This is a genomic window from Ochrobactrum sp. SSR, assembly GCF_030067775.1.
In the GTDB taxonomy this organism is placed as follows: domain Bacteria; phylum Pseudomonadota; class Alphaproteobacteria; order Rhizobiales; family Rhizobiaceae; genus Brucella; species Brucella teleogrylli.
Genome location: NZ_CP125971.1, coordinates 1063065 through 1089504 on the forward strand (window position 1 = coordinate 1063065; position 26440 = coordinate 1089504).

A 26440-nucleotide genomic window follows, 5' to 3' on the forward strand; every position below is an offset into this window, starting at 1 on the left:
GCGACTTCTCATGGCCGCCGGGATGTTATGGATGCTCCTGGGCATCCTGATCCTGTTCGATCTTAGCGATGGAAAGCTCTCCGTCTTTCTGGACACGCTGGCTATTTTCCTCATAGTCGAAGGATTTGTAGAAATCATAGCCGCAGCTGCGCTCGGTTTGCGCCGTCACTGGATCGATGCATTGCGGGGGGTGGCGTTTCTATTTGCCGCTTTTCTCGTTTTCAATGTGCCATGGGACAACAATATTGGTGCCGCGATCGTTTTTGGAACCGCGTTTCTTGCCGATGGACTGTTCCGGATTGGATCGGCTTATGTTTTACGTAGCCCGCGCTGGCGCTTTGGAATAGTGGCGGGACTGGTTGAATTTGGCTTGGCGCTTATGATCCTTTTTGCATGGCCGGTTCCGCACTTGCTAACGGTTCCGTTTTGTTTTGCATTGTTACTAATAACGTCAGGCTACGCACTCGTGCGTATGGCGCTCCCCTTGCGACGTCTACCCGATGGCGCCTCAATAACGTCGCTTCCTCTCTATGCGGCGCGGAATTGGCAGGGTGGTAAACTCCATCCCATTGTCGGGGAGGGGCTCATTGTCGAAAAGGACATGATCCTCAACGTCTATGTTTGGACTGCAGTGGGTTCGATCTCAGATCCAGAACGTAGGCTCCTTATCGACCGATATGTCGCGGCTGTCGACAAGAAAGGTGTTATCTCTACGGGACATGCAGCGCTTGAAATGCCGCCTGATCTTTATGTGAGCCATTATCCGGCGGATGATATCGATCATAATCCCGACGATTTCCGTGCGCTTCTTTCAGCGAGGCCGGAAAACGATGTGCCTGGCCGTTTCAATGCATCTTTAAAAGAGGAAGCTGCTGCTTGGTGTATGCCGGATCAGAAGATCAGTTTTAGCCGGTTTAACCCGCAGTCGTTGCGAACATTTTGGGAGGCTTATGCCAGCGATAAAACCTACAATCTGACCGCACGTAATTGCTCAACGACTGTCATCCAAGCGCTTGACGCGGCAATAGAAGGCGCCGGTGATACGGGAAGACCCTGGCGCGACGTATTTCGTATTATCAGCGATCCACATTTTTGGTTCATGCGCATTGTCCGAGGCAGAGCTGAAGCGATGACCTGGACCCCGGGTCTCGTGCTTGACTATAGCCGGCTTCTCAATGAGGTCGTCGAGAATAGCGAGAGACGCTGGAGAAAGCGCATGCGTCAGGCGTTTCAATCAAAAAGAGAACTGGTCAGCAAGGAAGAACGTTCCGAGAGTGAAAGGGTTGCTCCATGACAGGTTCATTGAGAACAATGGCTGTTGTGATCCTCACGGCAGCCATGTTTGGCCTGACATATGGACTCAGCGCGCCACTGATAGCACTTGAGTTGTCTGATGCGGGGTATTCCGAGGCGTGGATCGGCGTAAATGGTGCGATGTATGCGGTCGGCGTTCTTATGATCGCCCCTTTTCTTCCCGCCCTTTTGAAGCGATTTGGTTTTGGTAGGCTTGCCAAAGGAGCGCTTCTGGCTGCTGGCGGATTGTTTGCACTTTTTCCCGCATCACCATTCTTTTGGATCTGGTTTCCACTGCGTGCTGCGCTGGGTGCAGCTTCAGAAACCATGTTCGTGGTCTCTGAAGCGTGGTTGAACCAGATCACCGCTGAGGCAAATCGTGGTAAAACGATAGCTATCTACGTTACTGCCCTGTCGGCCGGCACAGCATTGGGGCCTGCTATCCTGACGCTTGTGGGGCGTGAGCAATCGCTTGCGTTCGTCATTGGGGCCGCACTTGCATTCTTTGGCTTTCTCGTTCTGCAGAGCGGCCGGCCAGCAGAAGTACAGTCGGCGGAGGAAAATAAAACGAGTCTATTTGCCTTTCTGAAAGTTGTTCCATTGGCAATCGCCGCTGCCGCTCTGAACGCGGCTCTTGAAGCCGCAGGTTTGACCTTGCTCCCTCTCTATGCAATTCAGTTAGGATGGCCAGAGCAATCGGCGACACTATTACTCACGATCCTGCTCCTGGGTTCAATTACGCTACAGCTCCCCATTGGCTGGATCGGCGACAGGGTTAAACGCCAACTCCTTATTGTCGTTCTCGGTGCAATGTCGGCGGTAGGGGCGCTTGTCTGGCCGTTTGCGCTTTCTCATGACTGGCTCGCTTATCCGCTGCTATTTGCCTGGGGTGGCGCATTCGTTGGGATTTATACGACAATGATTGCGATCCTCGGAGATCGCTTTAGAGGCGGAGAGCTGGTCAGTGTTTACGCTTTATTGTCGATAGCTTGGGGTCTCGGCGCTCTTGTAGGTCCCCTGATTGGCGGTTTAGCTATGGAGTTTTCTCCGCACGGTCTTCCCGGAGTTGCGGCAATCTCATGTACGATCTTCACTATCTTCGCTGCACTGAGAAAAAACGAAGCCAAAACCGTTGGAAAAGAGGTTGAAACAGTGTGCGGATCCGAGCCAGGGTGACAACGTGCGTGAAAACCGGCTTTCAGTTAGAATTGATATCTGCTTAGTGCCGATATAACGGTTGCCATACACGCGTTTGAGGACCGCTAAAACTGATCATGTAAGGCAAATCGAGCGCCAGCCTGTGCCGGCTGAACTGGAAACAATCTCCGCGACTGCCTTTATCGTTGTAGGAACCGCGCTATCGGTCGTTCCGGCCTTGTTGTCGTGGCATCTGATGGAAAGCCGTTTTTGGGTTTCAAACGTTTCTTCGAAGCAAAACAACCTTCTGTTAATCCGACTTAACCAATGCAAATTCAGAAAAGCGCCGTAACACTTTAACCGGAATGAGCTGCCTAAAGCGTGTCGCATTTATTCGGCCTCATACCCAGCAGCCTTAAAGAAGTTCTGGCATTCATTGATGGAGAAGAGACTGATGATATCGCCAAGTGTTTTTGAGATGGCGTCGAAGCTGCGTGATGCTCGCTTTCTCAGAAGTGCTTTGAGTTTTGAGAAAGCCATTTCGATTGGGTTCAGGTCCGGCGAATAGGGCGGCAGGAAGAGAAACCAAGCGCCCTTTGCCTTGACGAGTTGCTCAGCCTTCCAGCTTTTGTGGAAGCCGACATTGTCGAGGATGACTATATCACCGGCTGACAGTGTCGGCACAAGCTGTGCCTCGATCCAGGTTTCGAAGATGCGGCTGTTCATCGGTGCATCGACGATCCATGGCGCGGTCAGGCCATGGCAGCGCAGTCCGGCAATGAAGGTCTGTGTCTTCCATTTTCCGAAGGGCGCATAGGCGGCAAAGCGCCTGCCTTTGGCAGACCATCCGGTGCGTTTTGTCAGGCGCGTATTCGTGGAAGTCTCATCGATAAAGATGAGACGCGACAAGGCCTTGTTGAAGAACCGCTTTCGGCGATTGATCCAAAGATCACGCGCCTTGGCGATCTCTGGTCTACGCTGCTCGCTTGCCTTGAGGCTTTTTTTATTGCTCAGCCCAAGTCGGTGTAGAAATCGCCCGACCGTGGCGCGGTGGACTTCAATACCGCGCTCCGCGAGCGCAATGCACAGTTCGTCCAAAGTCGTTTCGCCACGGGCGGACATCTGCTCGCGGACCCAATCACCATGAGCCAAAAGCTTCACACTACCAGGCGGGTGGCCCTGCCTGGCGGCGGCCAGACAGCCGGATGACCGATGCAGGATCATCATGTTGTTGACGAACCGAGGCGAAACACGGAAATGCCGAGCGGCTTCCCGGTGACTATTGCCCTCATTCACAAACGCAACGACACGCTCACGCAACTCAATCGGATGCGGCTTGCCCATGGTGCATCTCCTTCCATGAGACAAGTGAATCACAGATCAAGCCAAACGGGAATCCCGAATCCGGTTAACAGCGACATGCTTTAGATACACGTGGACGGAACAATCTGGATAATTATGGTTTCGGAAATCCCGTCCGTTGCTCGTCAGGCTTCAGATCGTTCATTCCGTGAACACGACCATGACGCCGGGTTTAACGATTTTCGCGAGTTCTTCCGCATCCCAGTTTGTAAGACGCACGCAGCCATGGCTCGATGTTTTGCCGATGCGTGAGGGGTCAGGGGTGCCATGAATACCGTAAGTGGGTTTGGAAAGCGCCATCCATACCGTGCCGACAGGACCGTTTGGTCCAGGTGGAATCGTCAGAACGCCTTCATTGGCTCCCTGTTTGAAGTTGATCCTGGGATTGTAGGTATAATTGGGGTTGATCGCTATTCGTTTGACCTGAACGGTGCCCGAAGGGGAAGGGGTGTCCGAAGAGCCGATCGTAGACGGGTAAGCTACCTTCAGCTTTCCATCTGCCCCATAGCCCCGAACCTGTATGCGACCTTTATCTGCTATGATATGGGCAATCGGCGTACGTTTAGCTTTGCCGAGATTGGGGACTTTGATCACCGAACCTGGATGATTGAAATTCACGCCTGGATTGATCTCTTTGAGGAAACCCTCATCGATTTGAAACCGCTCACCAATCATTTCTGTGACTGAGGTATAAGCCATTGCTGGCAATTGGGCTTTCAACGCATAATCGGCAGGGATTTCTGCCACAAATTGCCTGCCAACGTCTTCATTGGTGATGAGGTAATCCTTGAAAGCTGGTCAGCCGGTATTTTCCAACTCGGCCTGAACGCCCATCGATTGCGCCAGGCGACGCGCCAGCCCTGTCCAACATGATCTGATAGGATGCAATCTGTTCTTTGGAACCAACGTCTTTTGGCATTTCTATCGCGGGTGCCATGTCGTCGGCAGTTGGAATATAAGTCGATGAAATTTCCTGACGAGCGGGTTGTGTACGGTTGATACTGCCGGTGGTCATCTGGTCGAGTTCCGCTTCGATCGGTGCAGTTGACCCCACTAATGCGGGCGGTCGGATATCTTTTACCTGCAAAAGCAGTTCATTGATCGAACGGTCAATTGAGGAAGACGGCGTGGAATGGCGTTGGCGCTGTTCGAAAGATTGTCGCACTATCTCATATTCAAGGAAAAGCGTCGCTGCTTTGCCCGAACTGACAAGCACGCCGGAAATTGCAACAATACTCAATGTGAATTTGGATAAAGGAGCGAAGCGCGACATACCGTAAGCCTGATTGGACCCGATAAGTATTCGCCGGGTTATGGTTAAATATTCGTTGCGCACGTCTTTTTAGCCAAGAAATTCGGTTGAATACAATCCGAGAACTCTCGCTCGGCCTGGCTGCGATCATAACGGACTTAAGCCGTTACCCCATCTTATTGGCATGTCAGCTATGCGAAACTGGCGCTTCTGTCCGAAACCATACGGACCTATATGCTGCTTGCAACAAAAAGAAAATTTTTGAGGAGAGAGAAATGAACCTGATCCGCTCGTACAGCAACTGGCGCCGTTATCGTAACACCGTAAACGAACTGAGCCGCCTGAATGCTCATGAACTGAACGATCTGGGCATCATGGCTTCGGAAATCTCGTCCGTAGCTCGTCAGGCTTCAGGTCGCTAACAAATTTTGATTGTCGCTGAGGCCGTTCCTCCCAATTCCTCGGCGACCTAAGACCAGACATCTTCCTCCCAAGGTCAGGTCTTTCCATAAATACCCGTCGCTCCTCCAGCGGCGGGTGTTTGTTTTTGGGGGAGCGAAGGGCAACCCGCGGGACTGGGATTTCAGGTCCTGTGCCGCAGAGTACCGAGGGTCGACCAGCCCAATGGATGGGTTGGCGCAGACGCCCAGCGCTGCGGCCGATCTTAAACCTTGCCGGTTTTTTTCGGATACTCCGAGAAAAGGGGTTGTTCATCGACGAAGCAAGAGTCATTACCGCTCGATCTTCCCTAAGACAGAGGTAGTTTAGACAATGCTAATACGATGGTCCGGTTTCGGCATGGTCTCAGTTTTCGTGCTGATCGCAGGTATGCTGGGCGCGACTTTTCTGCTGCGACCGTATTTCATGCAGAGGGCACCGTACCCTTAACTTTGATGTAAGTCTCAGCGGTGGATAAGAGAGCATGCTCGACAATCGCTCCTCGCTTTATCATCGCCATCGCTTCCCACCTGGGATTATTGCAGAGGCGGTGTGGCTGTATTTCCGGTTTCCGCTGAGCTTTCGCATGGTCGAAGACATGCTGGCATACAGAGGGATCATCGTCACCCACAAGACAGTGCGCGAGTGGGCTGAAAAGTTTGGACGAGATTACGCCAATACAATCCGTCGCCGCACACCGCGCCTTGGTGATAAATGGCATCTTGATGATGCTGTCGTGACAATCAATGGTGAGCGGCACTTTCTGTGGCGCGCTGTTGATCTGGATGGCTTTGTGCTTGAAATGCTGGTCCAGAAACGTCGCGATACCAAGGCTGCCAAACGCTTTATCCGGAAGTTGCTGTCAGTTCAGGGCGCAGTTCCCCGTGTCATGGCCACCCACGGACAAGCTTGGCTCTTACGGTGCTGCCAACCGCGCCATTGGCCTCACTGTCTGTGATCATCGACAGCACAAAGGCTTGAACAACCGGGCCGAGAATTCTCATCAGCCCATCCGACGACAAGAACGGGGCATGAAGCGCTTCAAGTCAACGCGACATTTGCAATGTTTCGCATCCATTCACGACCCGATCTACAACCTTCACCATTTCCCCCGCGACCGCTTCACCTCTGCCATTCACCGCGAGCTGCGCCAAACCAGTTGGCCGAAACGGCGAACTGTCGCAGACAGGTGCTGCTTTCTTATTTCGGTGATCAATGCGAACCATGCGGCAATTGCGATACCTGCGCTGAACCACCAACCCTCTTCGATGGTACAATAGCCGCGCAGAAAATATTGTCCTGCATTTACAGAACCGGGGAGCGGTTCGGGCAATCCTATATTGTCGATGTCCTTCTTGGCGTCGACGATGAGCGCATCAGCCGCTTTGGCCACGACCAGATTTCGACTTTCGGAATCGGCCACGAGCATGACAATCACACCTGGCGTGCGATCATACGGCAGTTGATCGCTCAGAGGTTAATCGATGTCGACTTTGCCGGGCACGGCGGTTTGTCGATCTCGGAAGCAGGTCGGCAGTTTTTGCGCACAAAGCATACGCTCATGTTGCGTGTCCCGCCGAAATCGAAGCCATCGCGTGGTACTGTTTCGCGTGGAAAATCGGTAACATCCGCCCTTTCGGAGCGAGATGAAGCGCTCTTTCATGCGCTGCGAGAGAAGCGGCTAGAGATAGCGCGCACGCAAAATGTCCCACCTTATGTGATCTTCCACGATCGCACACTGATCGAACTGGCCACTGTCAGACCAGCCTCACGCGCCCAGATGGCCGATATGCCCGGTGTGGGCGATACAAGCTCGAACGCTACGGTCCGGCCTTTTTGGCCGTCGTCAACGCACACGGTTAAATCCGCCTCAGCATTTGGCGTTCAACAATACCGACCTTAGAGTCTGTCAGTGCTACACGGGTTATCCTAGCTGTGCAGATTTCCCGAGCCAGCTCTTACATCGTTTTTTCGCCCGTTTTTGAAAACTGGCTTGCCTTCCCATTTTGTCATTCGGTACATTCGTCTTGAGCGCAGCAGTGAGGAAACCGTTCCGTTTCTGCCCCTATCATTGTTGCGCTCAATCTTTTTGGCGCTCACGCGCTAGTTGGGCAAGAAAGCCGCATCTGATTAGTCGTCAGGGTTATCGACGTCACAGCCCACGCCATGGCAGCCCATGTAATTGCCTTGTGTGTCAAAGTTCGGATTGCCGTCCCGGTCAAATTGTGGCCGGTTATCGATCTCGCTTTCCTCGCGGCGACGGCGTTCCTTTTCTTTCTTGCGCTCGCGCTTGCGTTCCTCACGCGCTCGGTCCTCGCGTTCCCATTCCCGTCTTTTTTCGTCAGCGCGGGCGCTTTGCTCCATCATGCAGTTTGCGAACGCGTCTGTACCTGGCTTGAAGCCGAAAGAGGCGCATGTATCTTGATCGACCTCCTCCGCTGTAACGCAGCCGGCAACGGCCAACGGGACGAAAGCAAGCAATAAGTATCTGAGTTTCAGCTTTGTCATGAACGCTCCCATAGAAAAATGCTGCTTGGCTGGTTTCAGTTTTGATGACGGCGCATGTGACCGAACGCCTTGTTATCGGCGTCGGGTATAAAGGCTGGACCTACAATACGGATTGAGCGGGAAGGGGCGGGACGAAGCGATTGCGATGGAATTTCAGCCACAGCCACGGGGTCCTGATCATCCGGTTTGACGCCTGGTTTCGGTAAGACAGCATCGGCAAGGTGCTTCGATTGCCTTTTGGCCGCAAAGCCCGAACTGACTTTCCGAACGTAGCCATTCCAGTCGCAGCGTTCGAACTTGCCTTCACCATGATAATCGTAAGCTGTTGCGAGATCCGCATAGACCTCACCAGTCAGGACCGAAACCATATCGGCGGCTTCTTCATTCTGGTCATTGATATAGACCGCCATTGCGTCGGTCTTGCAGATCATCTTGCATTGAATGAGAGCGGCATCCGTGCCGCCCTTTTGCTTGTACTGCGAATTGGGCGTCGGGAAATAATAGCCATCCGACAGGCGCACACAGTATTGAAGGGCATTTTTCGGCCCGCGCACCTTTTTAGGAGTGGTCGAGGCCGGTTGTGATCGCGCATTGCCAGCCGCCGACACGTTCATGGCTTGTGGCTTGGTAGCTGCCCTGGCTGTTCGGCCCGTTCGGGCTTCGGCCCTGCATTCATTATTTGCAGCCGCAGTTGCGCGCAACTCCTGCTGCACCTCATTGATCTTCATACCCACTTCACGACAGGCGTTGAAAAAGCCGCCGCCTGTGTCACCGGGCTTGCAGCCGCGCCCGCGCTGGATCGAGCGCAAAGCCGACAACTGCCTTTGCAGCATCTTCACGGCGGGGCTTTGACCCGAAATTCCAGAGCCGCATGAAGCGGCTATTGCTGTACCGGGAAAAGCCGTGGCTACAACCACCAAGGAAATTGCAGTCAGTTTCGTCATCATGTCCGTTGCCCTTCGGAACTGATTATCGAACAAGCCTCAATTGAACCGGATCGGCCGGAATTTCGGAGTGATACGCAGCGCGTACAAACATCGGGTCGGGCTGCAAGCTCTCCATCATCGCAGTCAGTGCAAGTTGCAGATAAAGCGGTGCATCCGGACGTTCGATTGATTTGAGCGCCGCACGCGATAATCCCAACCGGCTCGCAAGCTGACACTCGGTTGTGTTCAGTCTTTCGCAGACTTCGGCTAACCGGTAATGGGCCGGTTTTCCTCGCGCTACCATGATTGCTCCTCCCGTCTCAATGTTATGTTCAAAAATACGATCTACGCCCTTTTGTAATTGAACGTTCAATTAGCCTTCTCAGATACATTCCCGCGAAAATCTGGACGAGACCGCTAGTCAATGCGCCGTCAACAAATGGACCGATGACGGCTTTTACATCGATCCCGGTTGACATTTCTGTCTTGCCGAGGACGAGGCCGATCAACTGACCGCCCGCTATTCCCCCCCCCAATGCCCCCATCAATGCATTGCTCTGCTCCCTTAAAACTGGACCGTTTATAATGAGAGTTTTCCGCGCTATTTTCCTAGCTGGAAGAAGGAGTGGAAGGCATGAAAGCATCGAAGTTTTCGGACGCTCAGAAGGTGTTTATTCTCAAGCAGGGAGATGACGGCGTTCCGGTCGCGGAAATCTGTCGCAAGAGCGGGATCAGCCAGGCAACTTATTTCAACTGGAAGAAAAAGTATGCAGGTCTGCTGCCTGATGAGATACGGCGGCTGCGCGCCTTGGAAGAGGAAAATACGCGGCTGAAGAGGATTGTTGCAGACCTCACGCTTGATCGGGAGATGTTGCAGGATGTGATCCGCCGAAAACTTTAAGGCCTGCGCGGAAACGTGATCTGGTGGCGGGAATGCTTGTTGATTGGGGAATATCGATCCGACGGGCTTGTGCAGCACTAAGCTTCGAAAGATCGACTATCAATTACAAGTCCCGCCGCACCGTGCAGGCCGCTGTTGAGAAGCGGATCAAAGAGATTTGTGAGACCCGTGTGCGATACGGTTACCGTCGCGTACACGTCCTGCTTCGTCGCGAAGGCTGGACCATCAACATGAAGAAAACACGTCGAATATACAATGAGTTAGGACTTCAGCTCAGGAATAAACATCCGAAACGTCGTGTCAAGGCCAAGCTGCGTGAGGATCGTCAACAAGCGATCGGGCCGAATGATGTTTGGGCGATGGACTTTGTGCATGATCAGCTGGCAACAGGAAAGAAACTCCGGATTCTGACTATTGTCGATACGCATTCACGCTACTCGCCGGCAACCGATCCGCGCTTCAGTTATCGTGGTGAGGATGTCGTTCAGACACTTGAGAAAGTGTGTCGTCGTGCTGGTTATCCGAAGACAATAAGGGTTGATAATGGAAGTGAGTTTGTTTCGCGTGACCTCGATCTGTGGGCCTATGCCAACAAGGTCACACTGGACTTCTCCCGACCCGGAAAGCCGACGGATAACGGGTTCATCGAAGCCTTCAACAGTAAGCTTCGCGCCGAGTGCCTGAACGCACACTGGTTCTTAACGCTTGAAGATGCGCGCGAAAAGTTGGAGAATTGGCGTCGACACTATAATGAGGATCGTCCTCACTCGGCAATCGGATATAACGTGCCGATTGCCTTGCATAATCCCGATGGCGTCATCAGCCCGCCATTGGCATAAGAGCCGGAAAATTCTAATTCCCGGCGGTCCAATCTTGGGGCTCAGTGCAGTCACACTGGACTTCTCCCGACCCGGAAAGCCGACGGATAACGGGTTCATCGAAGCCTTCAACAGTAAGCTTCGCGCCGAGTGCCTGAACGCACACTGGTTCTTAACGCTTGAAGATGCGCGCGAAAAGTTGGAGAATTGGCGTCGACACTATAATGAGGATCGTCCTCACTCGGCAATCGGATATAACGTGCCGATTGCCTTGCATAATCCCGATGGCGTCATCAGCCCGCCATTGGCATAAGAGCCGGAAAATTCTAATTCCCGGCGGTCCAATCTTGGGGCTCAGTGCAGCATTCCAGAACGCACCCATATTAGCGACATGAACGATCTTTCCGAACACCGACCCACCAAGAAGGCCACCGATCAGTTGTATAAAAATCGCAATCATTAGCTTCCTACTAATCGATTTCAGATCAGTTTGGTGTGTTTATATTAGAACAAATGAATAAAAACCCACATGATAACCCAATAGCCATAAGACAACATTACGCTTTATCCGACAAACCTCAAATTTTCTATAATTAATATTGTATTTGATTCAAATTTATAACCAATAATATATAATATGAAAATATGAATTAATTTTACTTTTATTTTAATATATACAATATAATGTTTCATTATGGCATTGCGAATAATTATAAGCAATTTTGCAATAAATATATTATATTAATGTTATTTAAGATAGAGAAAATAATTTAAATAGAATATCAGTATCGTGCAGCTGGCGCCCAAAATTAAAAAATATGCAGTTACTCCTTAAAAACCGGACATTTTCCGGATTGGGCATTTCAGCTCAGGAACTCTTATGGAGATTGATATCCAAAGCCTTGTGCGTGTGACGATTGTTATAGTGCTCGAACCATAATGGCAGTTGAGCCATGACGGTTTCGGCGTCCGGCGTCGGATTTATCCGGGGCAGCGTAGCCTTATCCTGTGCGCAGACGCCTGTTGAACTATGATGCAGTGATTGCGCGTATTAGAGGCCAGCGATATCGCGCCAGACAGTGTTGGTGGTTTGACGCAGTTCGCGGTGAATGGCAGAGGTGAAGCGGTCGCGGGGAAAATGATGAAGGTTATACCTCGGATTGTGAATGGATGCGAAACGCTACAAGTGTCGTGCTGACTTAAAGCGTTTCATGCCTCGTTCTCGGCGCCTTATCTGTTGATGAGAATTCTCGGCCCGATTGTTCAAGCCCTTGCGCTGGCGATGATCACAGACCGTGAGGCCGATCTCCCGATTGGCAGCACCATAAGATCTCAGTTTATCAGTGACCATGACGCGGGGAACGGCACCCTGACCTGACAGCAACTTGCGCGTGGAGCGCCTTACAGCCTTGGTATCGCGACATTTCTGGACCAGCACTTCAAGTACAAAGCCATCCTGATCAACAGCGCGACACAGAAAATGTCGCTCACCATTGATCGTCACGACAGCCTCATCGAGGTGTCATTTTTCGCCCAGGCGAGGTGCGCGGCGACAAATTTATTGGCGTAGTGTCGTCCGAACTTTTCAGCCCACTCGCGCACTGTCTTGTGGGGGGCGATGACCCCCTCGATATGTCAGCATGTCTTCGACCATGCGAAAGCTCAGCGGAAACCGGAAATACAGCCACACTGCTTCAGCGATAATCTCAGGCGGAAAGCGGTGGCGGTGGTACAGCGAGGAGCGATTGTCGTGCATGCCCTCTAATCAACTGCTGAGACTTACATCAAATTTACCGTTACGGTGCCGCATCTCGCGCAATTCATGAGTGTCAGAAGCTGGTCGATAAGCATGCCGCGGGTGAACTTGCGTAACCGTGTAAGTCAGGTGCTTGTAAGGTTTTGAGAAGCTCAAATGTTCGCAACCAGTGGCCATGCAGAGCCTACTCAGGTCGCATTTTTAAGTGTATCTGGACGTCTTACTAAAATTGTGTATCTATTCTTGAAAGTTCACGGGGAGGGGTTTCCCACATGCAGTCTGACTATAAAGAAATGCGCATTCGCAGTTTTGATGCTTCCGCAGTTAACTCCCTTAAGAAGGCCTTGCTAAGCTCCGTCTACAATCACCGCTATATTCTGGCGGCGGCTGTGACCGTGTTGCTGCCATCCACGCAGGCATTCGCGCAGTGTGCACCAGCACCGGATGCGCCTGTGAGCATCGCCTCGGGTAGTTGCACGGATTCAGGCATGCCAGGTACGCCAACTCGATCTAGCAATGATGCCACGGATGTGGTCGGCGCCTCCGGCACCGGGATCTACACAGGAAACGTTGTTGGCTTGGAGGCAAGCGGCACTGGTGCCGGCGCCCACGCGAGCGGCGACGGAACGATCAATTTGAACGGCGCACCAGATGGTAGTGGGGGATATAACACCGCTTATGTCAATACGACGGGCGCAGGCAGTCACGGTCTTTTTGCGGATGGCGGCGGCCAGATCAATGGAAAGGGTGTCCTCGTTAGCACATCGGGCGACGGCAGCCACGGCATCTACGCAACCGGAGCTGGCAGTGATGTAAATGCTGACTTTAGCGGCGTGACGCTGCCACCGAATGTCGGGCAACAAATCGTGGTTACAGGCGGCAACAATGCGTATGGCGCCTATGCAGCCAATGGTGGCACGGTTGAAATTACCGGCATCAATGCCCTGCAGTCCAGCATCTCGACTTCTGGCATGGGCAGTTCTGCCTTCGTCGCTGAATCAGGGGGCCAAATCACCCTCACCGGTGTGAGTGGTTTCGTTAGCGGCGAGGATACGGCAGGTGCCTTTGTTTCGGGTGCCGGCAGCACGATCGTCACCAACGCCAGCTACATCAACACCTATGGCAATAACAGTGCCGGGATGTCGGTTGCCGACGGGGGAGCGGCCACTATCCATGGCGGCGCGGTTGTGACCGGCAATTATCATGGAACGCTCATCAGCAATTCCGTGGCTCTCCTCGCCCAGGGGACCGGCAGCAAGATCACGATTGATCAGGGCGGCAGCGTGACCACCTATGGAGCGGCAAGCGCCGGCGCGGTGGCCCAGGGCGGGGCTTTCATCGATTTCAAGGGCTACGGCGTTTTTACCTATGAGACCGGCTCCACCGGCGCGATTGCGGATGGGACGGATGGAAACGGAACGGCCAGCAAGGTCGCCATTAGCAATGCCATTGTCCGGACGACCGGCCCGTCCAGCGCCGGTGTCCGTGCCACTGGCGGCGGCACGATGAGTGTAATCGGCGGCGAGATCACCACCGGGTATAAGCCAGGTTTCGGCACGTCCGGCGGCCATTACCTAGCGAGTGAGATCGGCAAGGAGTCCAACGGCGCAGAGGCGATTGGGGCTGGCAGCACGCTTACGATCACGGACAACAAGCTCACAACCACTGGCGACGGTGCCATCGGTGTCGCTGCCAATGCCGGGGGCACCGCCACAGTTGCTGGCGGCACGATCATGACGGGTGGTGCTCCGACCGCCAATTTCACTGCCGATGGTGTCCGGGTGACCGGACCCGGCAGCTCGGTCACGCTGACGAACGGTGCGAAGGACGGCACGGCGGTTACCACTTTAGGTGTCAACGCCATGGGCTTGCACGCGATGCAAGGCGGTGTCGTCGACGCCACGAATGCTACCGTCAACACCAGCGGTGCCGGCGCCTTCGGTGCGCTGTCGGAAGGTGCAAACAGCAATGTCAAGATGACGGCTTCGTCCGTCACAACGCAGGCTGCTTCGGGCCTCTCCGTCAACGCTGGCGGCCAGATCAACACGACCGACACTGCCGTGACGGCGAACGGAACCGGTTCGTCGGGTATTCTTGGCACCGGAGATGGCACGGTGATGATGGCAGGTGGCTCCCTGAGCGCGACGGGGGATCTGATCACCGGAACGGCCGGCAATGTCGTTGCCAATCTGACCGGTGTCGCTCCCACAACAGGCAGCGGCATCGTGGTACATGCCGTAGGCGGCACCACCAGCGGCAATTTCACCGACATGGCGTTGACCGGCAATGTGGTGGGAGAGGGAACCGCCAGGGCCAACGCGACACTGAACGGGAGTACATTGACCGGGGCTGCGTTGAACGCCGACAATATGACTGTCGATGTCACGAGCACCTGGAACATGATAGCTAGTTCCACTGTCAACAACACCGCTGGCAGCTCCACCGAGAATGCGGGCCTGATCGTCTTTGCACCGCCTGTGAACGGCGCCTATAAGACACTGACGGCCTCTAATTTCGTTGGAGGCGCCGGGGGGCAGCCGGTACGGTTGTCTTGAATACTTACCTGGGCGGCGATGCCTCGCCATCGGACCAGATCGTGATCGATGGTGGCACAGCGACTGGTCAAACAGGGCTTGTTATTAATAATATCAACGGCACTGGCGCGCCAACGACCGATGGCATCAAGGTCGTCAACGCCATCAATGGCGGCACCACGACCACGAGTGCGTTTTTCCTTGGTAATGGCGACTATGTAACGAATGATGGCCAGAACGCCAAGATCGCAGGCGCCTATGCCTATACACTGCACAGAAGCCCTACCTCTAGTGGCACAGATGTCTATGGGGATAGCTATGCCGCTGATGACTGGTATTTGCGCTCAGTATTGACCAATCCAGTCGTTCCAGGCGGCCCGGTCGTACCTACTGGCCCTCAACCGCCGCGCTATCATCCTGGCGTGCCGGTTTACGAGACTTATCCGAATGCACTTCAGGTTCTTAATCGTCTACCGACGCTTGCGCAGCGCACAGGCAACCGCTACTGGCGCGAACAGGCTCCGGCCCAGACCGTGTTCTGCAAGGACCCGGCACAGAACTTCAAATGCACGCCGACGCAGGACCAGAATGCCTATTATCAGGATGGTGCGACCACACTTGTTGGCGGTACTGGCGTCTGGGGTCGCATCGAAGGGCTGCATGGTCGTCAGCAGCCTGATGTCACCACGAGCCAGTCAGACTATGACTACGATATGTGGAAGCTGCAGGCCGGCATTGACGGTCAGCTCTATGAAAGCGATGCTGGCAAGCTCATTGGCGGCGTAACTGTTCACTATGGTCAGGTCTCTACCGATATCTCGTCGATCTTTGGCAATGGCAACATTGACACAACAGGCTATGGCTTCGGCGGCACGCTGACCTGGTACGGCAATAACGGGTTCTATCTCGATGCCCAGGGGCAGGTGACCTGGTATGACAGCGATCTTTACTCCGATACGCTGCGTCAGGGACTTGCTGACGGCAATGATGGTTTTGGTTATGCCCTAAGCCTCGAAGCTGGCAAGCGCATCGGTCTTAATGAGAACTGGACGCTCACCCCGCAGGCGCAGCTGATCTGGTCGTCTGTTGATTTCGACAGCTTCACCGATCCCTACGAGGCCCGTGTGTCGCTCGACAAGGGTGACAGCCTGAAGGGTCGTCTGGGACTGGCGCTTGGGCACGAGCGCAGCTGGAAGGACGCTGAGGGTCAGACAAGCCGCGCGCAGGTCTATGGGATCATTAATCTCACCAACGAGTTCCTCGACGGAACCCGGGTAGATGTATCGGGAACCAAATTCGACAGCCGCGCCGACCGGGTGACTGGCGGCATTGGTTTCGGCGGCACCTACAGCTGGAACAACGACAAGTATGCCATCTATGGCGAACTATCTGCAGATACCAGCCTGAAGAACTTTGCTGACAGTTACGAGGTCGGCGGAACGCTGGGACTGCGCGTGAAGTTCTGATCGGACTTTCAAATAAACACTCCCGGTATGGAAGAGATGCCGGGAGCGTTTTATTATCCGGCCTTCACTGGATGCTAATGGCTCCGCGACGCCCGAGTTCAGATAACCCGACAACGCTTGGATCTCTCTTATGACAGCAATCCCGCTTACGACATCGCTTTGTCGTTCTGCAATCTCCCGACGGAGTTTCATACTTGGATTGCTCGCGGTACAGGGTTGCAGTGCTGGCTCTGGAAATGTGTCTCCTTCGCTGGACGCAAGTCCCTATTCGTCTGAACAGTTTCCAGTTCGTCCCGTCAATCGCGGCAAGTTCGCGAAAGATCTTCAGCCGGTCACGATGGCAAAACAGATGGATGCCGCGCCCGGGTCGGTCATAGTCGACCCTCGTAACAAGCATCTCTATTTTGTCGAATCCCCAAATACTGTCAGGCGCTATGGGATAGCCGTTGGCAAAACCGGGTATAGCTGGCGCGGAACGGCAACGGTCGAGCGGAAGGCAAAATGGCCAGCATGGCATCCAACCGACGATATGCATGCCGAAACACCGGGGTTGCCAAAGCGCATCGAACCCGGGCCAGCGAATCCGTTAGGTGCACGCGCGCTATATCTGTTCGCCGACGGTCGCGATACGCTTTATCGTATTCACGGGACAAATGAGCCCTGGACCATAGGGACCGAGGCTTCGTCAGGCTGTATTCGCATGCTCAATGAAGACATTATCGAACTCTACGAAAAGGTGAAGGTCGGCGCTACCGTTCGAGTTCTTTGAGTAGAACGCGTCAAAATCCATACCGTGAATTGGGTCTGCCGTATTTTCTTGTCCGGAATAAAAAATAGGAAAAGCGAGAAGAATCTGGCTGGTAATGGCGATGCACGTCCGCATTAACGTAGAGCGTCGTTGTGATTGCCGGACGCCTGCCCTACGCAGCGAATGGAAAGCTGGCAGCTCTTTCCGGGCCTCAAACCTGCCGTTCTTAAGTTCCTCGAGATGCGCTTCCGCTCAGAAGTTAAAGCGTGTCGCATTTATTCGGCCTCATACCCAGCAGCCTTAAAGAAGTTCTGGCATTCATTGATGGAGAAGAGACTGATGATATCGCCAAGTGCTTTTGAGATGGCGTCGAAGCTGCGTGCTGCTCGCTTTCTCAGAAGTGCCTTGAGTTTTGAGAAAGCCATTTCGATTGGGTTCAGGTCCGGCGAATAGGGCGGCAGGAAGAGAAACCAAGCGCCCTTTGCCTTGACGAGTTGCTCAGCCTTCCAGCTTTTGTGGAAGCCGACATTGTCGAGGATGACTATATCACCGGCTGACAGTGTCGGCACAAGCTGTGCCTCGATCCAGGTTTCGAAGATGCGGCTGTTCATCGGTGCATCGACGATCCATGGCGCGGTCAGGCCATGGCAGCGCAGTCCGGCAATGAAGGTCTGTGTCTTCCATTTTCCGAAGGGCGCATAGGCGGCAAAGCGCCTGCCTTTGGTAGACCATCCGGTGCGTTTTGTCAGGCGCGTATTTGTGGAAGTCTCATCGATAAAGATGAGACGCGACAAGGCCTTGTTGAAGAACCGCTTTCGGCGATTGATCCAAAGATCACGCGCCTTGGCGATCTCTGGTCTACGCTGCTCGCTTGCCTTGAGGCTTTTTTTTATTACTCAGCCCAAGTCGGTGTAGAAATCGCCCGACCGTGGCGCGGTGGACTTCAATACCGCGCTCCGCGAGCGCAACGCACAGTTCGTCCAAAGTCGTTTCGCCACGGGCGGACATCTGCTCGCGGACCCAATCACCATGAGCCAAAAGCTTCACACTTCCAGGCGGGTGGCCCTGCCTGGCGGCGGCCAGACAGCCGGATGACCGATGCAGGATCATCATGTTGTTGACGAACCGAGGCGAAACACGGAAATGCCGAGCGGCTTCCCGGTGACTATTGCCCTCATTCACAAACGCAACGACACGCTCACGCAACTCAATCGGATGCGGCTTGCCCATGGTGCATCTCCTTCCATGAGACAAGTGAATCACAGATCAAGCCAAACGGGAATCCCGAATCCGGTTAACTGCGACATGCTTTAGAAACTGACACTGAGTTTCGCGTTGAATCCGTTTTGTTTTGCGCCGGATGCAAACTGACCGTTATAGGAGAGGCCAAGGGTGGCATCTTCGGTCAGCTTGAAATCAAGCCCTGCCCCGATGAGAGCTGCATCTTCAGCGATTGGAAGGCCGGAGACTGTGAAGGCATCCGAACCGATAAAGCTCGCGGTGGAAACCGGCGTGATGTCGCCATAGGCGTGTCGCCAGCCAAGATCGGTTCGCGCCGTTGCCGTGATGCTGCCCAGACCGAACTCTGTTGATGCGCGGAGGCCAAGCGTTGAGAAGCTGGTTTCCGTTGTGTCAGACTGAACCGAAAGGGTGGCAGCAGTCTGGCCCTTCTCATCAAATCCGTCGGTCTTCAGGCGAACATAGGCAAGACCCGCATAGGGCTCGAACAGGGCTTTGCCATAGTGGATCTTATAGCCAAGCTCGCCAAAGAGCTGGAAAGATCCCGCATCGTAATCACTGGTCAGATTATCGGCAAAGCCGGGAAAGGCGACAGAACGGTTCATGTCGACATCATGCCATGTATAGGCAAGTCCGGATCGGAATGCCAAGGCATGGCCATTGTTGAGCGTCCATTCGGTTCCAGCATAGGCGCCGAGTGTATAATTATCGCTGCTGCCCGATGAAGCGCGATCATCCACATCGAAGCTGGAATGGCTGTAGCCGGCCAGAAGGCCGAGACGCCATGTGTCGAGGACAGTACCGTCGATACCGGTGACAAAGCCGCCAACAGAGGATTTTACCGATCCTGCATTACTATTGCTATCCTGCCTCGTCCAAGCGCCATAGGCATAGCCCCAGGCGGTATAGAGATTTTGAGAAGGAGCAATGCCGACAGGGGCCGCGGCATCGATGGCAGAGGCTGAAGCCGAAACAGGCCTTTGCGCTCCGGCATAGGAAAGCGCATTGATTGGCGTTGCTGGAGCACCGCCAAATGCCTGTTGCAGACGACCGAGTGCCGCATTGCGGATAAACTGGCTGTCATCGATCAAGACGCCTTTTGCGGAAGCGTAAGCTTCACCGGAAAGACTGTCGAAAGCCGCACGTGCTTCATCGGCGGACAGCATCAGCAAGGTGTTGTACAAAGCCAGCGACGAACCCGTCTGCGCCAGACTATCCAGTCCGCCAGCCGTGGCATACTGATTGCGGGTCTGAGCGACCGTCGTAAAGAGGGCAGGGGAGGGCCGTTCAGGTTCGGGCGTGCCGGGACCCGGAATCTCCGGATCAACAGGCCTCGGGCAACCTGTTTTCAGACAGATATTGAGATCAGCCGTCGTATCACCATAGGCAAGGCTCATATCGAGAAAGGCTGAGTTCGACACAACGCCTGCAAATTCGCCACTGATGCCGCCGTCCGCTTTCAGGATATGATAGAGTTGGCCATTCTGGTAACTGGTTTCCGGATCGATGGTGGCAACCGAGACAGTGCTGCCGGGAACTGTAGCAGTTCCCGCGACATCGACGCGATCAGAGCTGCCATTGCTGGTTATTTCGATTTCAAGAACTGAGCCAGGTTTCAGTGTCAGATCGCCGTCCACCGTCAGCGTACCAATTGAATTGCCGGGAGACATTATGCCGCCGGACCGAACCGTCGTTTCTCCGAGCGAGCCATGACCGCCAAGAGTGGCGCCGGATAAAACGTCGATGGTACCTCGCAGTGTGGCGCTGCTGTGGTTGATATCACCAACGATCAGTTTTCCATCTGCGACCGTCGTTGTGCCGGTAAAGCCTGAATTGTCGCCATTGAGGAGGAGTGTGTCGGTACTCCCCTTGACGAGTTCACCACCCGATAAACTCACGAACTGGCCTGAAAAACTGCCGCCATATATACGCAACAGATTATCACCCCAGGATACAGTGCCGCCTTGGCCCGGCGTCGTATCCTGTAAGTTGCGAATTGTGCCGCCCTGTGCAGAGAAATCGAGCGTCGCGCCAGAGGCGACGCGTGTTGCACCTGCAAACCCGGTAAGATTTCCGAGCGAACCGTTACCATCGACAAGGCGTCCAAATGCAACAGTTATTGTCGAAGCGGACGCTGCATTCGTACCGATGACGTCCATGATCACGTCACCTCTCGCATTATCGGTTCCGATGACCAGATCGCCCTCAATTGAGAAGCTTTGCCCCGCTCCGCCGTTGAGCCACAGCGAGGTGCCGGTTGCAGTGGTGATCGTCCCCGTTGTACCCGCTGCAACGAGATAGCTGTTGAGTGTGGAGCTCCCGAGAGCTGAGTGCAGCCGTCCCCCGTTGAGCGAAATCAGACCTGTGCCCAACGCGTCGATTACTCCATTACCATTCGCGTGATTGGCGACCAGAGTTCCTTCGGAGATATTCGTCCCGCCAGTGTAACTGCTTGCCCCGGAAAACGTTAGTACGTTTCCTCCACGGACGTTTACGACCCCATTCCCCGAAATCGCGCCGGAGAGCTCCAGATCTTTGAATGAAGTGTTAAAATTGACGCCAGAAGTGCCTTCGCCAAGACGCACATCGCTATCGAGCGTAAGGCCGCGGTCCAAAGCTGATATTGTTGCCGTTGCGTCGGCGTTAATAACAATTTCGCCGAGGATCGTCGAGCCCGAGTATAGATTAAGGCGATTTTCTGCCCCACCGAATTCTATCGCCGCTGATCGTGTGCCATTGTTCAAGGCGCCTGCGATCGTTCCCGCATTGTATATTGTGTCTTGACCACGGGTGATAATTGCGGTTCCCCCTCCGTTTCCCTCGCCGCCAATGACCGTACCAACATTGAATATGATATTGCGCTGACCACTGAGATTAATACCAGTGCCGCCCGCGCCATTTGTGCTTTTCACTCCAAAGCCGCCGCTTGCGCCGCCACTGCCTCCCACACCACCTGCGATCGTGCCGCTATTGATGATGTTTGCCATGCCGCCAAGGGAGAGCAATCCATCACCCCCCGCGCCACCACCGCCGCCAAATCCACCGTCTGCGCCGTTTCCGCCAAATCCTCCGACAATTGAACCGTCATTAGCGATGCGTGCCTGGGGTCCGACGCTAATGATCCCGCTGCCACCGCCACCACCGCCGCCACCGTTACCGACTCCACTTGTCCCGTTGAGGACACCACCGCCTTGACCGCCCGCTCCCCCAGAAATCGAGCCGAGCGAAGTGATAGAAATGTCTTGTCCGGAGTAACGGATCCCCGCCCCTCCGCCACCACCGCCGCCGCCGAAATTCGTACCTGAGGTGCCACCTGCACCGTCAAACCCAGTTCCTGAGCCATTTATAACCAACCCGTTTGCGGGGGAGATGAAACCCGGCCCGCCTCCATCGGCTGGCAAACCTCCATCACCTTGCGCACCCGCTCCTCCGGTTCCGTTCCCACCCCAACCACCGGGATCCTGAGTGGTTACACCATCACCGCCGATGTGACTGGAACCGCCGCCTTGGCCATTGCCGACCCCTCCGTCCCCGCTGCGCCCGGGAACACCAAGGCCGCCCGGGGCACCACAGGTAGTAGTATCGCTCGCGCTACATGTGTCAGCCCAGGATGCTGCCACCCCTCCTAAACTGATAAGGAAGGCCTGCAAGGGGAGAAGGGCTGTCATAAATAAGTGGGGAACATAAGCAGTTGAAGCAAACCATAATAATTTTCGAGCGCGCGGAGAGATCTGCGTCTGCGAACAAATTATCTTAAAGAATAGCTGCTCCATCGCTGCCCCTCATATGTGATCGATAGATCCGTTGTGGTTTATATATCAGGACGTGCTGTATAGCCAGCAACTCACGTAGCCTATCGAAGCGCAACTGACCTGATACAATCGTCTTTTTGATATCCCACGCCGGCCGGCGTGCCGTGATCCGGTTCGATCTCGCGTTGCTATGGCCACCGCAAATGATGGGCCACGAATTTTAAGCTGACCGTAATCCACCCCGGAGGGCGTGTCGCGATGGCTCCTTCAACTGATGGCAGGTAAGATTTTTAATTCCCGAAGCGTATTGAGGATGACAGCGACGTCAATCAACTCCTGGAGTAATGCACCCTGAACAGGTTTTAGATAACCGAACGCGGCTGCGATCATGGCGATTACAGAAAGACCAATCCCAACCACTACACTTTCGACAGCAATGCGCCTTGACCGCTTGGCAATTTCAATCCCGGCGCGAAGTCTATCTATTCTATCTACGAGGAGAACGACATCGGCCGCTTCTGCCGAGGCTGCCGCTCCCCTCGCACCCATGGCAACGCCGACATCAGCCGCGGCAAGTGCGGGCGCGTCGTTGACGCCGTCTCCGACCATCATCACAGCACCGTTCTTGCGCTCGCTGAGTACGGTCAGCACTTTTTGATCGGGTGAAAGTTCGGAGTAGATGGCGTCAAGCCCCAAGCCCTTGGTGATGCGCCTGGCCACCGCAGCACGATCGCCTGTCGCCAGCACTATGCGCTTTACGCCGTCCTTGCGCAGTTCCTGTAACGTATCAACAACTTCGCCGCGCAAGGGGTCGGCCATAACGATATAGCCCGCAATCCTGCCGTCTATCGCGACTGCAACCAGGGCCGCTCCAGCTTCTGTATGGGGGATTTCGCTCAGTTTTGCATTGACCTGTCTCTCAACGAAGCTATGTCCGCCGACAACGACGCTTTTGCGATCGACCCAGCCCGCCACGCCATCCCCTGCCAGTTCGCTGACGTCAGTCGGCAAATGCAAGATCTATATCGCGCCCCTGAGCAGCCAGCACAAGTGCCTGTGCCATAGGGTGTTTGGACACCTGGTCAAGGGAAGCAGCGAACCGCAATACCTCATTTTCGCTGAATCCCGGCTCAAGGTGGATCGAGGTGATTTGCGGACGGCCGTCGGTCAGCGTTCCGGTCTTGTCCAGTACCAGCGTATTGATACGGGCCATATTCTCCAATGGGCGGGAGCCCTTCACCAACACCCCGAAATGAGCGGAACGCGACAGTCCCGCAACAAGAGCGACGGGCACCGCCAGGATGAGAGGACATGGTGTCGCCACGACGAGAACGGCGACCGACCTTATCGGGTCTCCCGTGAACCACCATGCTCCGAAGGCGATTATGACGGTCACTATCAGAAAGCCGATAGACCACTGGTCTGCCAGTCTGGACATTGGAGCCTTGGAATGCTGTGCCTCCTTCACGAGGCGAACGATGCCAGCGTAGGTGCTATCATTCGCTTCGTGCTTGGCAACGAGATCGAAAGCATCGCCGGCATTCATCGAACCGCTTAGCACATCTGCTCCCGACGCTAGCGAAACCGGAAGTGACTCTCCCGTGAGCGCAGACGTGATCGATGAAACGAAATCCTCATCGACTTCCCTCCTTGGCGAAAAAAGCTGTTGCACGCTTTAGTATCTCGCGTTCCTGCCGCAATATGTCATTCTCTCGACGAAGGCGTTTAAGCTCAGCCGCCATATCTTCGTTCGCAGCAACCAGTTCGGGATCATCCATGGCTGCATCCCGATTGCGGGAAATCCACCGTGTTAGCGTCGACAGTCTCCCACGTCAAGGTTCTCAGTAACTTCACGCCGGGTCCGACCACTCGTCTCGGCCAGACGAACAGCCTCACGTTCAAATTCTCCCGCAAAGGGCACTCGCTTCGTAATAAAGGTGTCCTTTCAATTCATGAAAACCTCTCCACTTTTTCGTGGCAAGTCCACGGTTCATTTAAGTCAATAAAGCAGCATTCTAATAGCATAACGTTACGTATGATGGCGTAACCGTTACGTAACGTAGTTGGGCTTTAGCGTTTGTGTACGATGAGTAGAGATTTAACACCCAGTCTGCGACGCTTTGGTGAGCTTTTGCTTGGAGGGGGCATGGAGTCGATAGACCGTGATTTTTTTTGGGGAAGAGAACAGCCATTTGGCAGCCGTTTTGGGGAATATGCGTGTTGGATGTAATGTACAATCAATATATGCTGCTAATGATCTCGAAGACATTCTCTACGACGAATGTTTCGCAACGCTAACTGGCGCGGATGGGCGGATATATTGTGCGGGGGATTTTATTCCAAAGCTTGAAGCTGCGGGTGAAGTTGCGCCGTTTGACAGGAAGATCCTTTCTGTTGTTCTAAAACATCTTGAACTGAACCCGTACGCGGTACTTGGTTGCAATCTATCAGGAGATAATTTCTCTAATCTCGATTCTAGGAATGCAGTCAAAAGCCAAATTCTATCGCGACCAGATTTGGCATCCCGGCTAGTCCTTGAGGTCACCGAAACACAAAGATTGAACGAACTGCCAGCGGCTTCCGCGATGCTTACCGAACTGAAAGAAGCGGGATGTCGAATCGCGCTGGATGATTGCGGTGCCGGATATGCCACGCCCAGCCTGCTGCAAGTACTTGATTTCGATATTGTTAAGATTGATCGATCGTTTGTTGGTGCGATCAGGCCTTCAAAGCGGGGAGGAAATTCCCTCTTACATATCATCGGTTTTGCAGCCTGTTACACATCGACAATAGTTGTTGAGGGAATAGAGACAGAAGAGCAGGCGTTAGTTGCACGCATCGCGGGTGCTACGCATCTTCAGGGCTTCTTGTTTCCGCGCCCTGTCCCGATGGCATTTCCTTGAATGAGGCTTCCAAAACGAAGGCCGCGACGAGGAGGTAATATAAGAAACATTCGGTAAATGGAAGAGGCTACGATTCTGCTAAGCGCGTGAGGATTTATCGTCATGGAGTTCGACAATTCTACGTGGAGTTTGCATTTTCGAAACAATGGGCAGTTCGGAGGACTTTACGGCGTAGTTATTCATTAGAAATGTGAAGTTCCACAGTCCTTCGAATATTACATATTTGCAGCCATTGCATGAGAACTTGCCGATGATCAGAGAAAAACTCGAAAGAGACGAAATTTTAGGTTCGCCGATTGTCTATCTTGTTGACGGTGACGAGAAATTCCGGGAAGAAATATTGAAAGGTCTTTCAGGGATAGGGGTGATTGGGCTCGGCTTTGCAAGCGCGGCTGCCTTTTATAGGGCCTATGCAGCGAGGCGGGCGGAAATTATCATTCTGGATACCGGTTTAAAAGAAGAAAGCGGATTGTCAATTGCAGCTCACCTGCGCGCTACGCATTCGGTAGGTATCATTATGGTAACGGCCCAGGGGGATATAGATGCTCGAGTTGAAGGTTTTAACGCTGGAGCTGACGCTTGTCTCGTCAAACCAGTTGACGTGAGGGAGCTGTCTGCCGCGGTTACAGCGCTTAGAAACCGTCTTTCCAGGTCCGGTGCGTCGTTATCGCATTCAGCTTTCGGTTGGTCATTGGTGGACGGGGGCTGGGTCCTGACCAATAATAGAGGGCAAAAACTCCGATTAACTAGTACAGAACGATGTTTGCTGGATCGGCTATTTGTTGCGTGTGGCGAACCCGTTGAACGAAAGGTGCTTGTTGAAGAAGCATTGGGGCAGGATGTTTTTGAGTTCAACGATGCGCATCTCAATACAATTGTGGCGAGGCTCCGAAAAAGAGCTATGAGGGCAGGGATGGAGCTACCTTTGCACACCATTCGAGGTCGAGGTTTTTTCTTTGCCGATTAACGCGGCGCATTTAGATGATAGCACCAAGACCATCCATTCCAACATTCTTGAGCGACGGATTGGAGCACTAGAATTGGAGGGTGGTGTGACATTTATTCATCAATGGTATGTCAATTCTCAGAAGTTGGATAGGTACGTTCGACACTCCGTTGAATTTGTGGCTGGCAATCAGTGTATCAGCAAGCGAGGCAGTTCATATATGTAACAATTACTGATCTATGGGTCCGAAAGAGAGGCGCATTACGGTTCTGACGCCTGTGGCGGTTTAGGATTGTGCCAGTATAGAGCTCTATAAAAATGAAGTTTCGTTCGAACCTGTCGGGTCGATGTGATTTTCTGCATTTTGTGGGGAACCTCACGGCAAAAAGCCATTTCCAATGTCGCAGCGGCGCGTTTGTAGCAAAAATGGATGCGCATGGAGTCTTAATGCCCCGGGCGGT

17 protein-coding genes and 7 pseudogenes are annotated in these 26440 nt (G+C 53.8%); 12 read left to right on the forward strand and 12 right to left on the reverse strand.

Translation table 11 applies throughout. The features are described from left to right. Positions 1–10 precede the first annotated feature (10 nt). Both QLQ11_RS22450 and QLQ11_RS22455 read left to right on the forward strand, forming a co-directional pair. On the forward strand, positions 11–1294 hold the full coding sequence (locus tag QLQ11_RS22450; RefSeq protein ID WP_235859046.1) for an HdeD family acid-resistance protein: 1284 nt from the start codon (positions 11–13) through the stop codon (positions 1292–1294). Continuing rightward, on the forward strand, positions 1291–2469 hold the full coding sequence (locus tag QLQ11_RS22455; protein WP_121539439.1) for an MFS transporter: 1179 nt from the start codon (positions 1291–1293) through the stop codon (positions 2467–2469). The genes QLQ11_RS22450 and QLQ11_RS22455 overlap by 4 nt, the downstream gene beginning before the upstream one ends. Positions 2470–2820: 351 nt before the next feature. Here the strand turns inward: QLQ11_RS22455 and QLQ11_RS22460 are convergent, their stop codons facing one another. Further along, positions 2821–3774: an IS630 family transposase gene (locus tag QLQ11_RS22460; RefSeq protein WP_371836027.1), complete on the reverse strand. Its 954-nt coding sequence runs from the start codon at positions 3772–3774 to the stop codon at positions 2821–2823. A 159-nt stretch (positions 3775–3933) separates the two neighbouring features. Beyond that, positions 3934–4747: pseudogene (locus tag QLQ11_RS22465) on the reverse strand (L,D-transpeptidase); the annotation flags it as partial. A 572-nt stretch (positions 4748–5319) separates the two neighbouring features. Between QLQ11_RS22465 and QLQ11_RS22470 the strand changes: the two are divergent. The 3 genes and pseudogenes from QLQ11_RS22470 to QLQ11_RS22480 form a co-directional block, all read left to right on the forward strand. Then, positions 5320–5466, forward strand: a complete 147-nt coding sequence (locus QLQ11_RS22470) for a DUF1127 domain-containing protein (protein WP_121539675.1) — start codon at positions 5320–5322, stop codon at positions 5464–5466. 500 nt (positions 5467–5966) lie between these two features. Beyond that, positions 5967–6594: pseudogene (locus QLQ11_RS22475) on the forward strand (IS6 family transposase); the annotation flags it as partial. A gap of 47 nt (positions 6595–6641) precedes the next feature. Then, positions 6642–7345: pseudogene (locus QLQ11_RS22480) on the forward strand (RQC domain-containing protein); the annotation flags it as partial. 267 nt (positions 7346–7612) lie between these two features. Here QLQ11_RS22480 and QLQ11_RS22485 read toward each other — a convergent pair. From QLQ11_RS22485 to QLQ11_RS22495, 3 genes are read right to left on the reverse strand one after another with little or no spacing between them, the layout of a single operon-like run. Then, positions 7613–7990, reverse strand: coding sequence for a hypothetical protein (locus QLQ11_RS22485; RefSeq protein WP_283735376.1), 378 nt, complete (start codon positions 7988–7990; stop codon positions 7613–7615). 35 nt (positions 7991–8025) lie between these two features. Further along, on the reverse strand, positions 8026–8937 hold the full coding sequence (locus tag QLQ11_RS22490; protein WP_283735375.1) for a DUF2865 domain-containing protein: 912 nt from the start codon (positions 8935–8937) through the stop codon (positions 8026–8028). 22 nt (positions 8938–8959) lie between these two features. Further along, positions 8960–9289 carry a hypothetical protein gene (locus QLQ11_RS22495; protein ID WP_283735374.1) on the reverse strand — a complete coding sequence of 110 codons (330 nt, stop codon included), beginning with the start codon at positions 9287–9289 and terminating at the stop codon, positions 8960–8962. Positions 9290–9550: 261 nt separating this feature from the next. Here QLQ11_RS22495 and QLQ11_RS22500 point away from each other — a divergent pair. Both QLQ11_RS22500 and QLQ11_RS22505 read left to right on the forward strand, forming a co-directional pair. Then, positions 9551–10656 (forward strand): IS3 family transposase gene (locus tag QLQ11_RS22500; RefSeq protein WP_109988023.1). Its coding sequence is split into 2 segments (ribosomal slippage): positions 9551–9812 and positions 9812–10656, totalling 1107 coding nucleotides; the frame shifts between segments, so codons are not numbered across the junction. A 49-nt stretch (positions 10657–10705) separates the two neighbouring features. After that, positions 10706–10948, forward strand: a pseudogene (locus tag QLQ11_RS22505) (transposase); the annotation flags it as partial. Positions 10949–11686: 738 nt separating this feature from the next. Here QLQ11_RS22505 and QLQ11_RS22510 read toward each other — a convergent pair. Continuing rightward, a pseudogene (locus QLQ11_RS22510) lies at positions 11687–12391 on the reverse strand (IS6 family transposase). Between the two features lie 389 nt (positions 12392–12780). Here QLQ11_RS22510 and QLQ11_RS22515 point away from each other — a divergent pair. From QLQ11_RS22515 to QLQ11_RS22525, 3 genes are all read left to right on the forward strand, one after another. Beyond that, positions 12781–14946, forward strand: a complete 2166-nt coding sequence (locus QLQ11_RS22515; protein ID WP_371836028.1) for a beta strand repeat-containing protein — start codon at positions 12781–12783, stop codon at positions 14944–14946. Next, complete coding sequence (locus tag QLQ11_RS22520; protein ID WP_283735372.1) at positions 14943–16391, forward strand: autotransporter outer membrane beta-barrel domain-containing protein; 1449 nt, start codon at positions 14943–14945, stop codon at positions 16389–16391. The genes QLQ11_RS22515 and QLQ11_RS22520 overlap by 4 nt, the downstream gene beginning before the upstream one ends. Before the next feature lie 130 nt (positions 16392–16521). Then, complete coding sequence (locus tag QLQ11_RS22525) at positions 16522–17160, forward strand: L,D-transpeptidase (RefSeq protein ID WP_121539666.1); 639 nt, start codon at positions 16522–16524, stop codon at positions 17158–17160. A gap of 254 nt (positions 17161–17414) precedes the next feature. On the opposite strand, the gene QLQ11_RS22530 is transcribed toward QLQ11_RS22525, so the two are convergent. The 6 genes and pseudogenes from QLQ11_RS22530 to QLQ11_RS22555 form a co-directional block, all read right to left on the reverse strand. Further along, positions 17415–18032 carry an IS630 family transposase gene (locus tag QLQ11_RS22530; protein WP_371836076.1) on the reverse strand — a complete coding sequence of 206 codons (618 nt, stop codon included), beginning with the start codon at positions 18030–18032 and terminating at the stop codon, positions 17415–17417. Next, a complete protein-coding gene (locus tag QLQ11_RS22535; RefSeq protein ID WP_011982874.1) occupies positions 17998–18369 on the reverse strand; it encodes a winged helix-turn-helix domain-containing protein in 372 nt (123 codons plus the stop codon). Before QLQ11_RS22535 ends, QLQ11_RS22530 begins: the two co-directional genes overlap by 35 nt. Positions 18370–18449: 80 nt before the next feature. Next, complete coding sequence (locus tag QLQ11_RS22540; protein ID WP_371836077.1) at positions 18450–21122, reverse strand: autotransporter domain-containing protein; 2673 nt, start codon at positions 21120–21122, stop codon at positions 18450–18452. A gap of 164 nt (positions 21123–21286) precedes the next feature. Then, positions 21287–21721, reverse strand: a complete 435-nt coding sequence (locus QLQ11_RS22545; protein WP_109366381.1) for a hypothetical protein — start codon at positions 21719–21721, stop codon at positions 21287–21289. A gap of 676 nt (positions 21722–22397) precedes the next feature. Next, positions 22398–23745: pseudogene (locus QLQ11_RS22550) on the reverse strand (heavy metal translocating P-type ATPase); the annotation flags it as partial. Between the two features lie 17 nt (positions 23746–23762). Further along, a pseudogene (locus tag QLQ11_RS22555) lies at positions 23763–24063 on the reverse strand (transposase); the annotation flags it as partial. Between the two features lie 229 nt (positions 24064–24292). Between QLQ11_RS22555 and QLQ11_RS22560 the strand changes: the two are divergent. Next, entirely contained in the window at positions 24293–25033 is a 741-nt protein-coding gene (locus QLQ11_RS22560) for an EAL domain-containing protein (protein WP_371836029.1), read from the forward strand. Between the two features lie 250 nt (positions 25034–25283). Further along, positions 25284–26000, forward strand: a complete 717-nt coding sequence (locus QLQ11_RS22565; RefSeq protein ID WP_283735368.1) for a response regulator transcription factor — start codon at positions 25284–25286, stop codon at positions 25998–26000. Positions 26001–26440: the final 440 nt, after the last annotated feature.

Bases quoted from the DNA above. Each gene is read 5' to 3' on its own strand.
- QLQ11_RS22450 (WP_235859046.1), top strand. From the start codon at position 11: ATGGCCGCCGGGATGTTATGGATGCTCCTGGGCATCCTGATCCTGTTC.
- QLQ11_RS22455 (WP_121539439.1), top strand. From the start codon at position 1,291: ATGACAGGTTCATTGAGAACAATGGCTGTTGTGATCCTCACGGCAGCC.
- QLQ11_RS22460 (WP_371836027.1), bottom strand. From the start codon at position 3,774: ATGGGCAAGCCGCATCCGATTGAGTTGCGTGAGCGTGTCGTTGCGTTT.
- QLQ11_RS22470 (WP_121539675.1), top strand. From the start codon at position 5,320: ATGAACCTGATCCGCTCGTACAGCAACTGGCGCCGTTATCGTAACACC.
- QLQ11_RS22485 (WP_283735376.1), bottom strand. From the start codon at position 7,990: ATGACAAAGCTGAAACTCAGATACTTATTGCTTGCTTTCGTCCCGTTG.
- QLQ11_RS22490 (WP_283735375.1), bottom strand. From the start codon at position 8,937: ATGATGACGAAACTGACTGCAATTTCCTTGGTGGTTGTAGCCACGGCT.
- QLQ11_RS22525 (WP_121539666.1), top strand. From the start codon at position 16,522: ATGACAGCAATCCCGCTTACGACATCGCTTTGTCGTTCTGCAATCTCC.
- QLQ11_RS22535 (WP_011982874.1), bottom strand. From the start codon at position 18,369: ATGGGCAAGCCGCATCCGATTGAGTTGCGTGAGCGTGTCGTTGCGTTT.
- QLQ11_RS22545 (WP_109366381.1), bottom strand. From the start codon at position 21,721: ATGGCTCAGGAACTGGGTTTGACGGTGCAGGTGGCACCTCAGGTACGA.
- QLQ11_RS22565 (WP_283735368.1), top strand. From the start codon at position 25,284: ATGATCAGAGAAAAACTCGAAAGAGACGAAATTTTAGGTTCGCCGATT.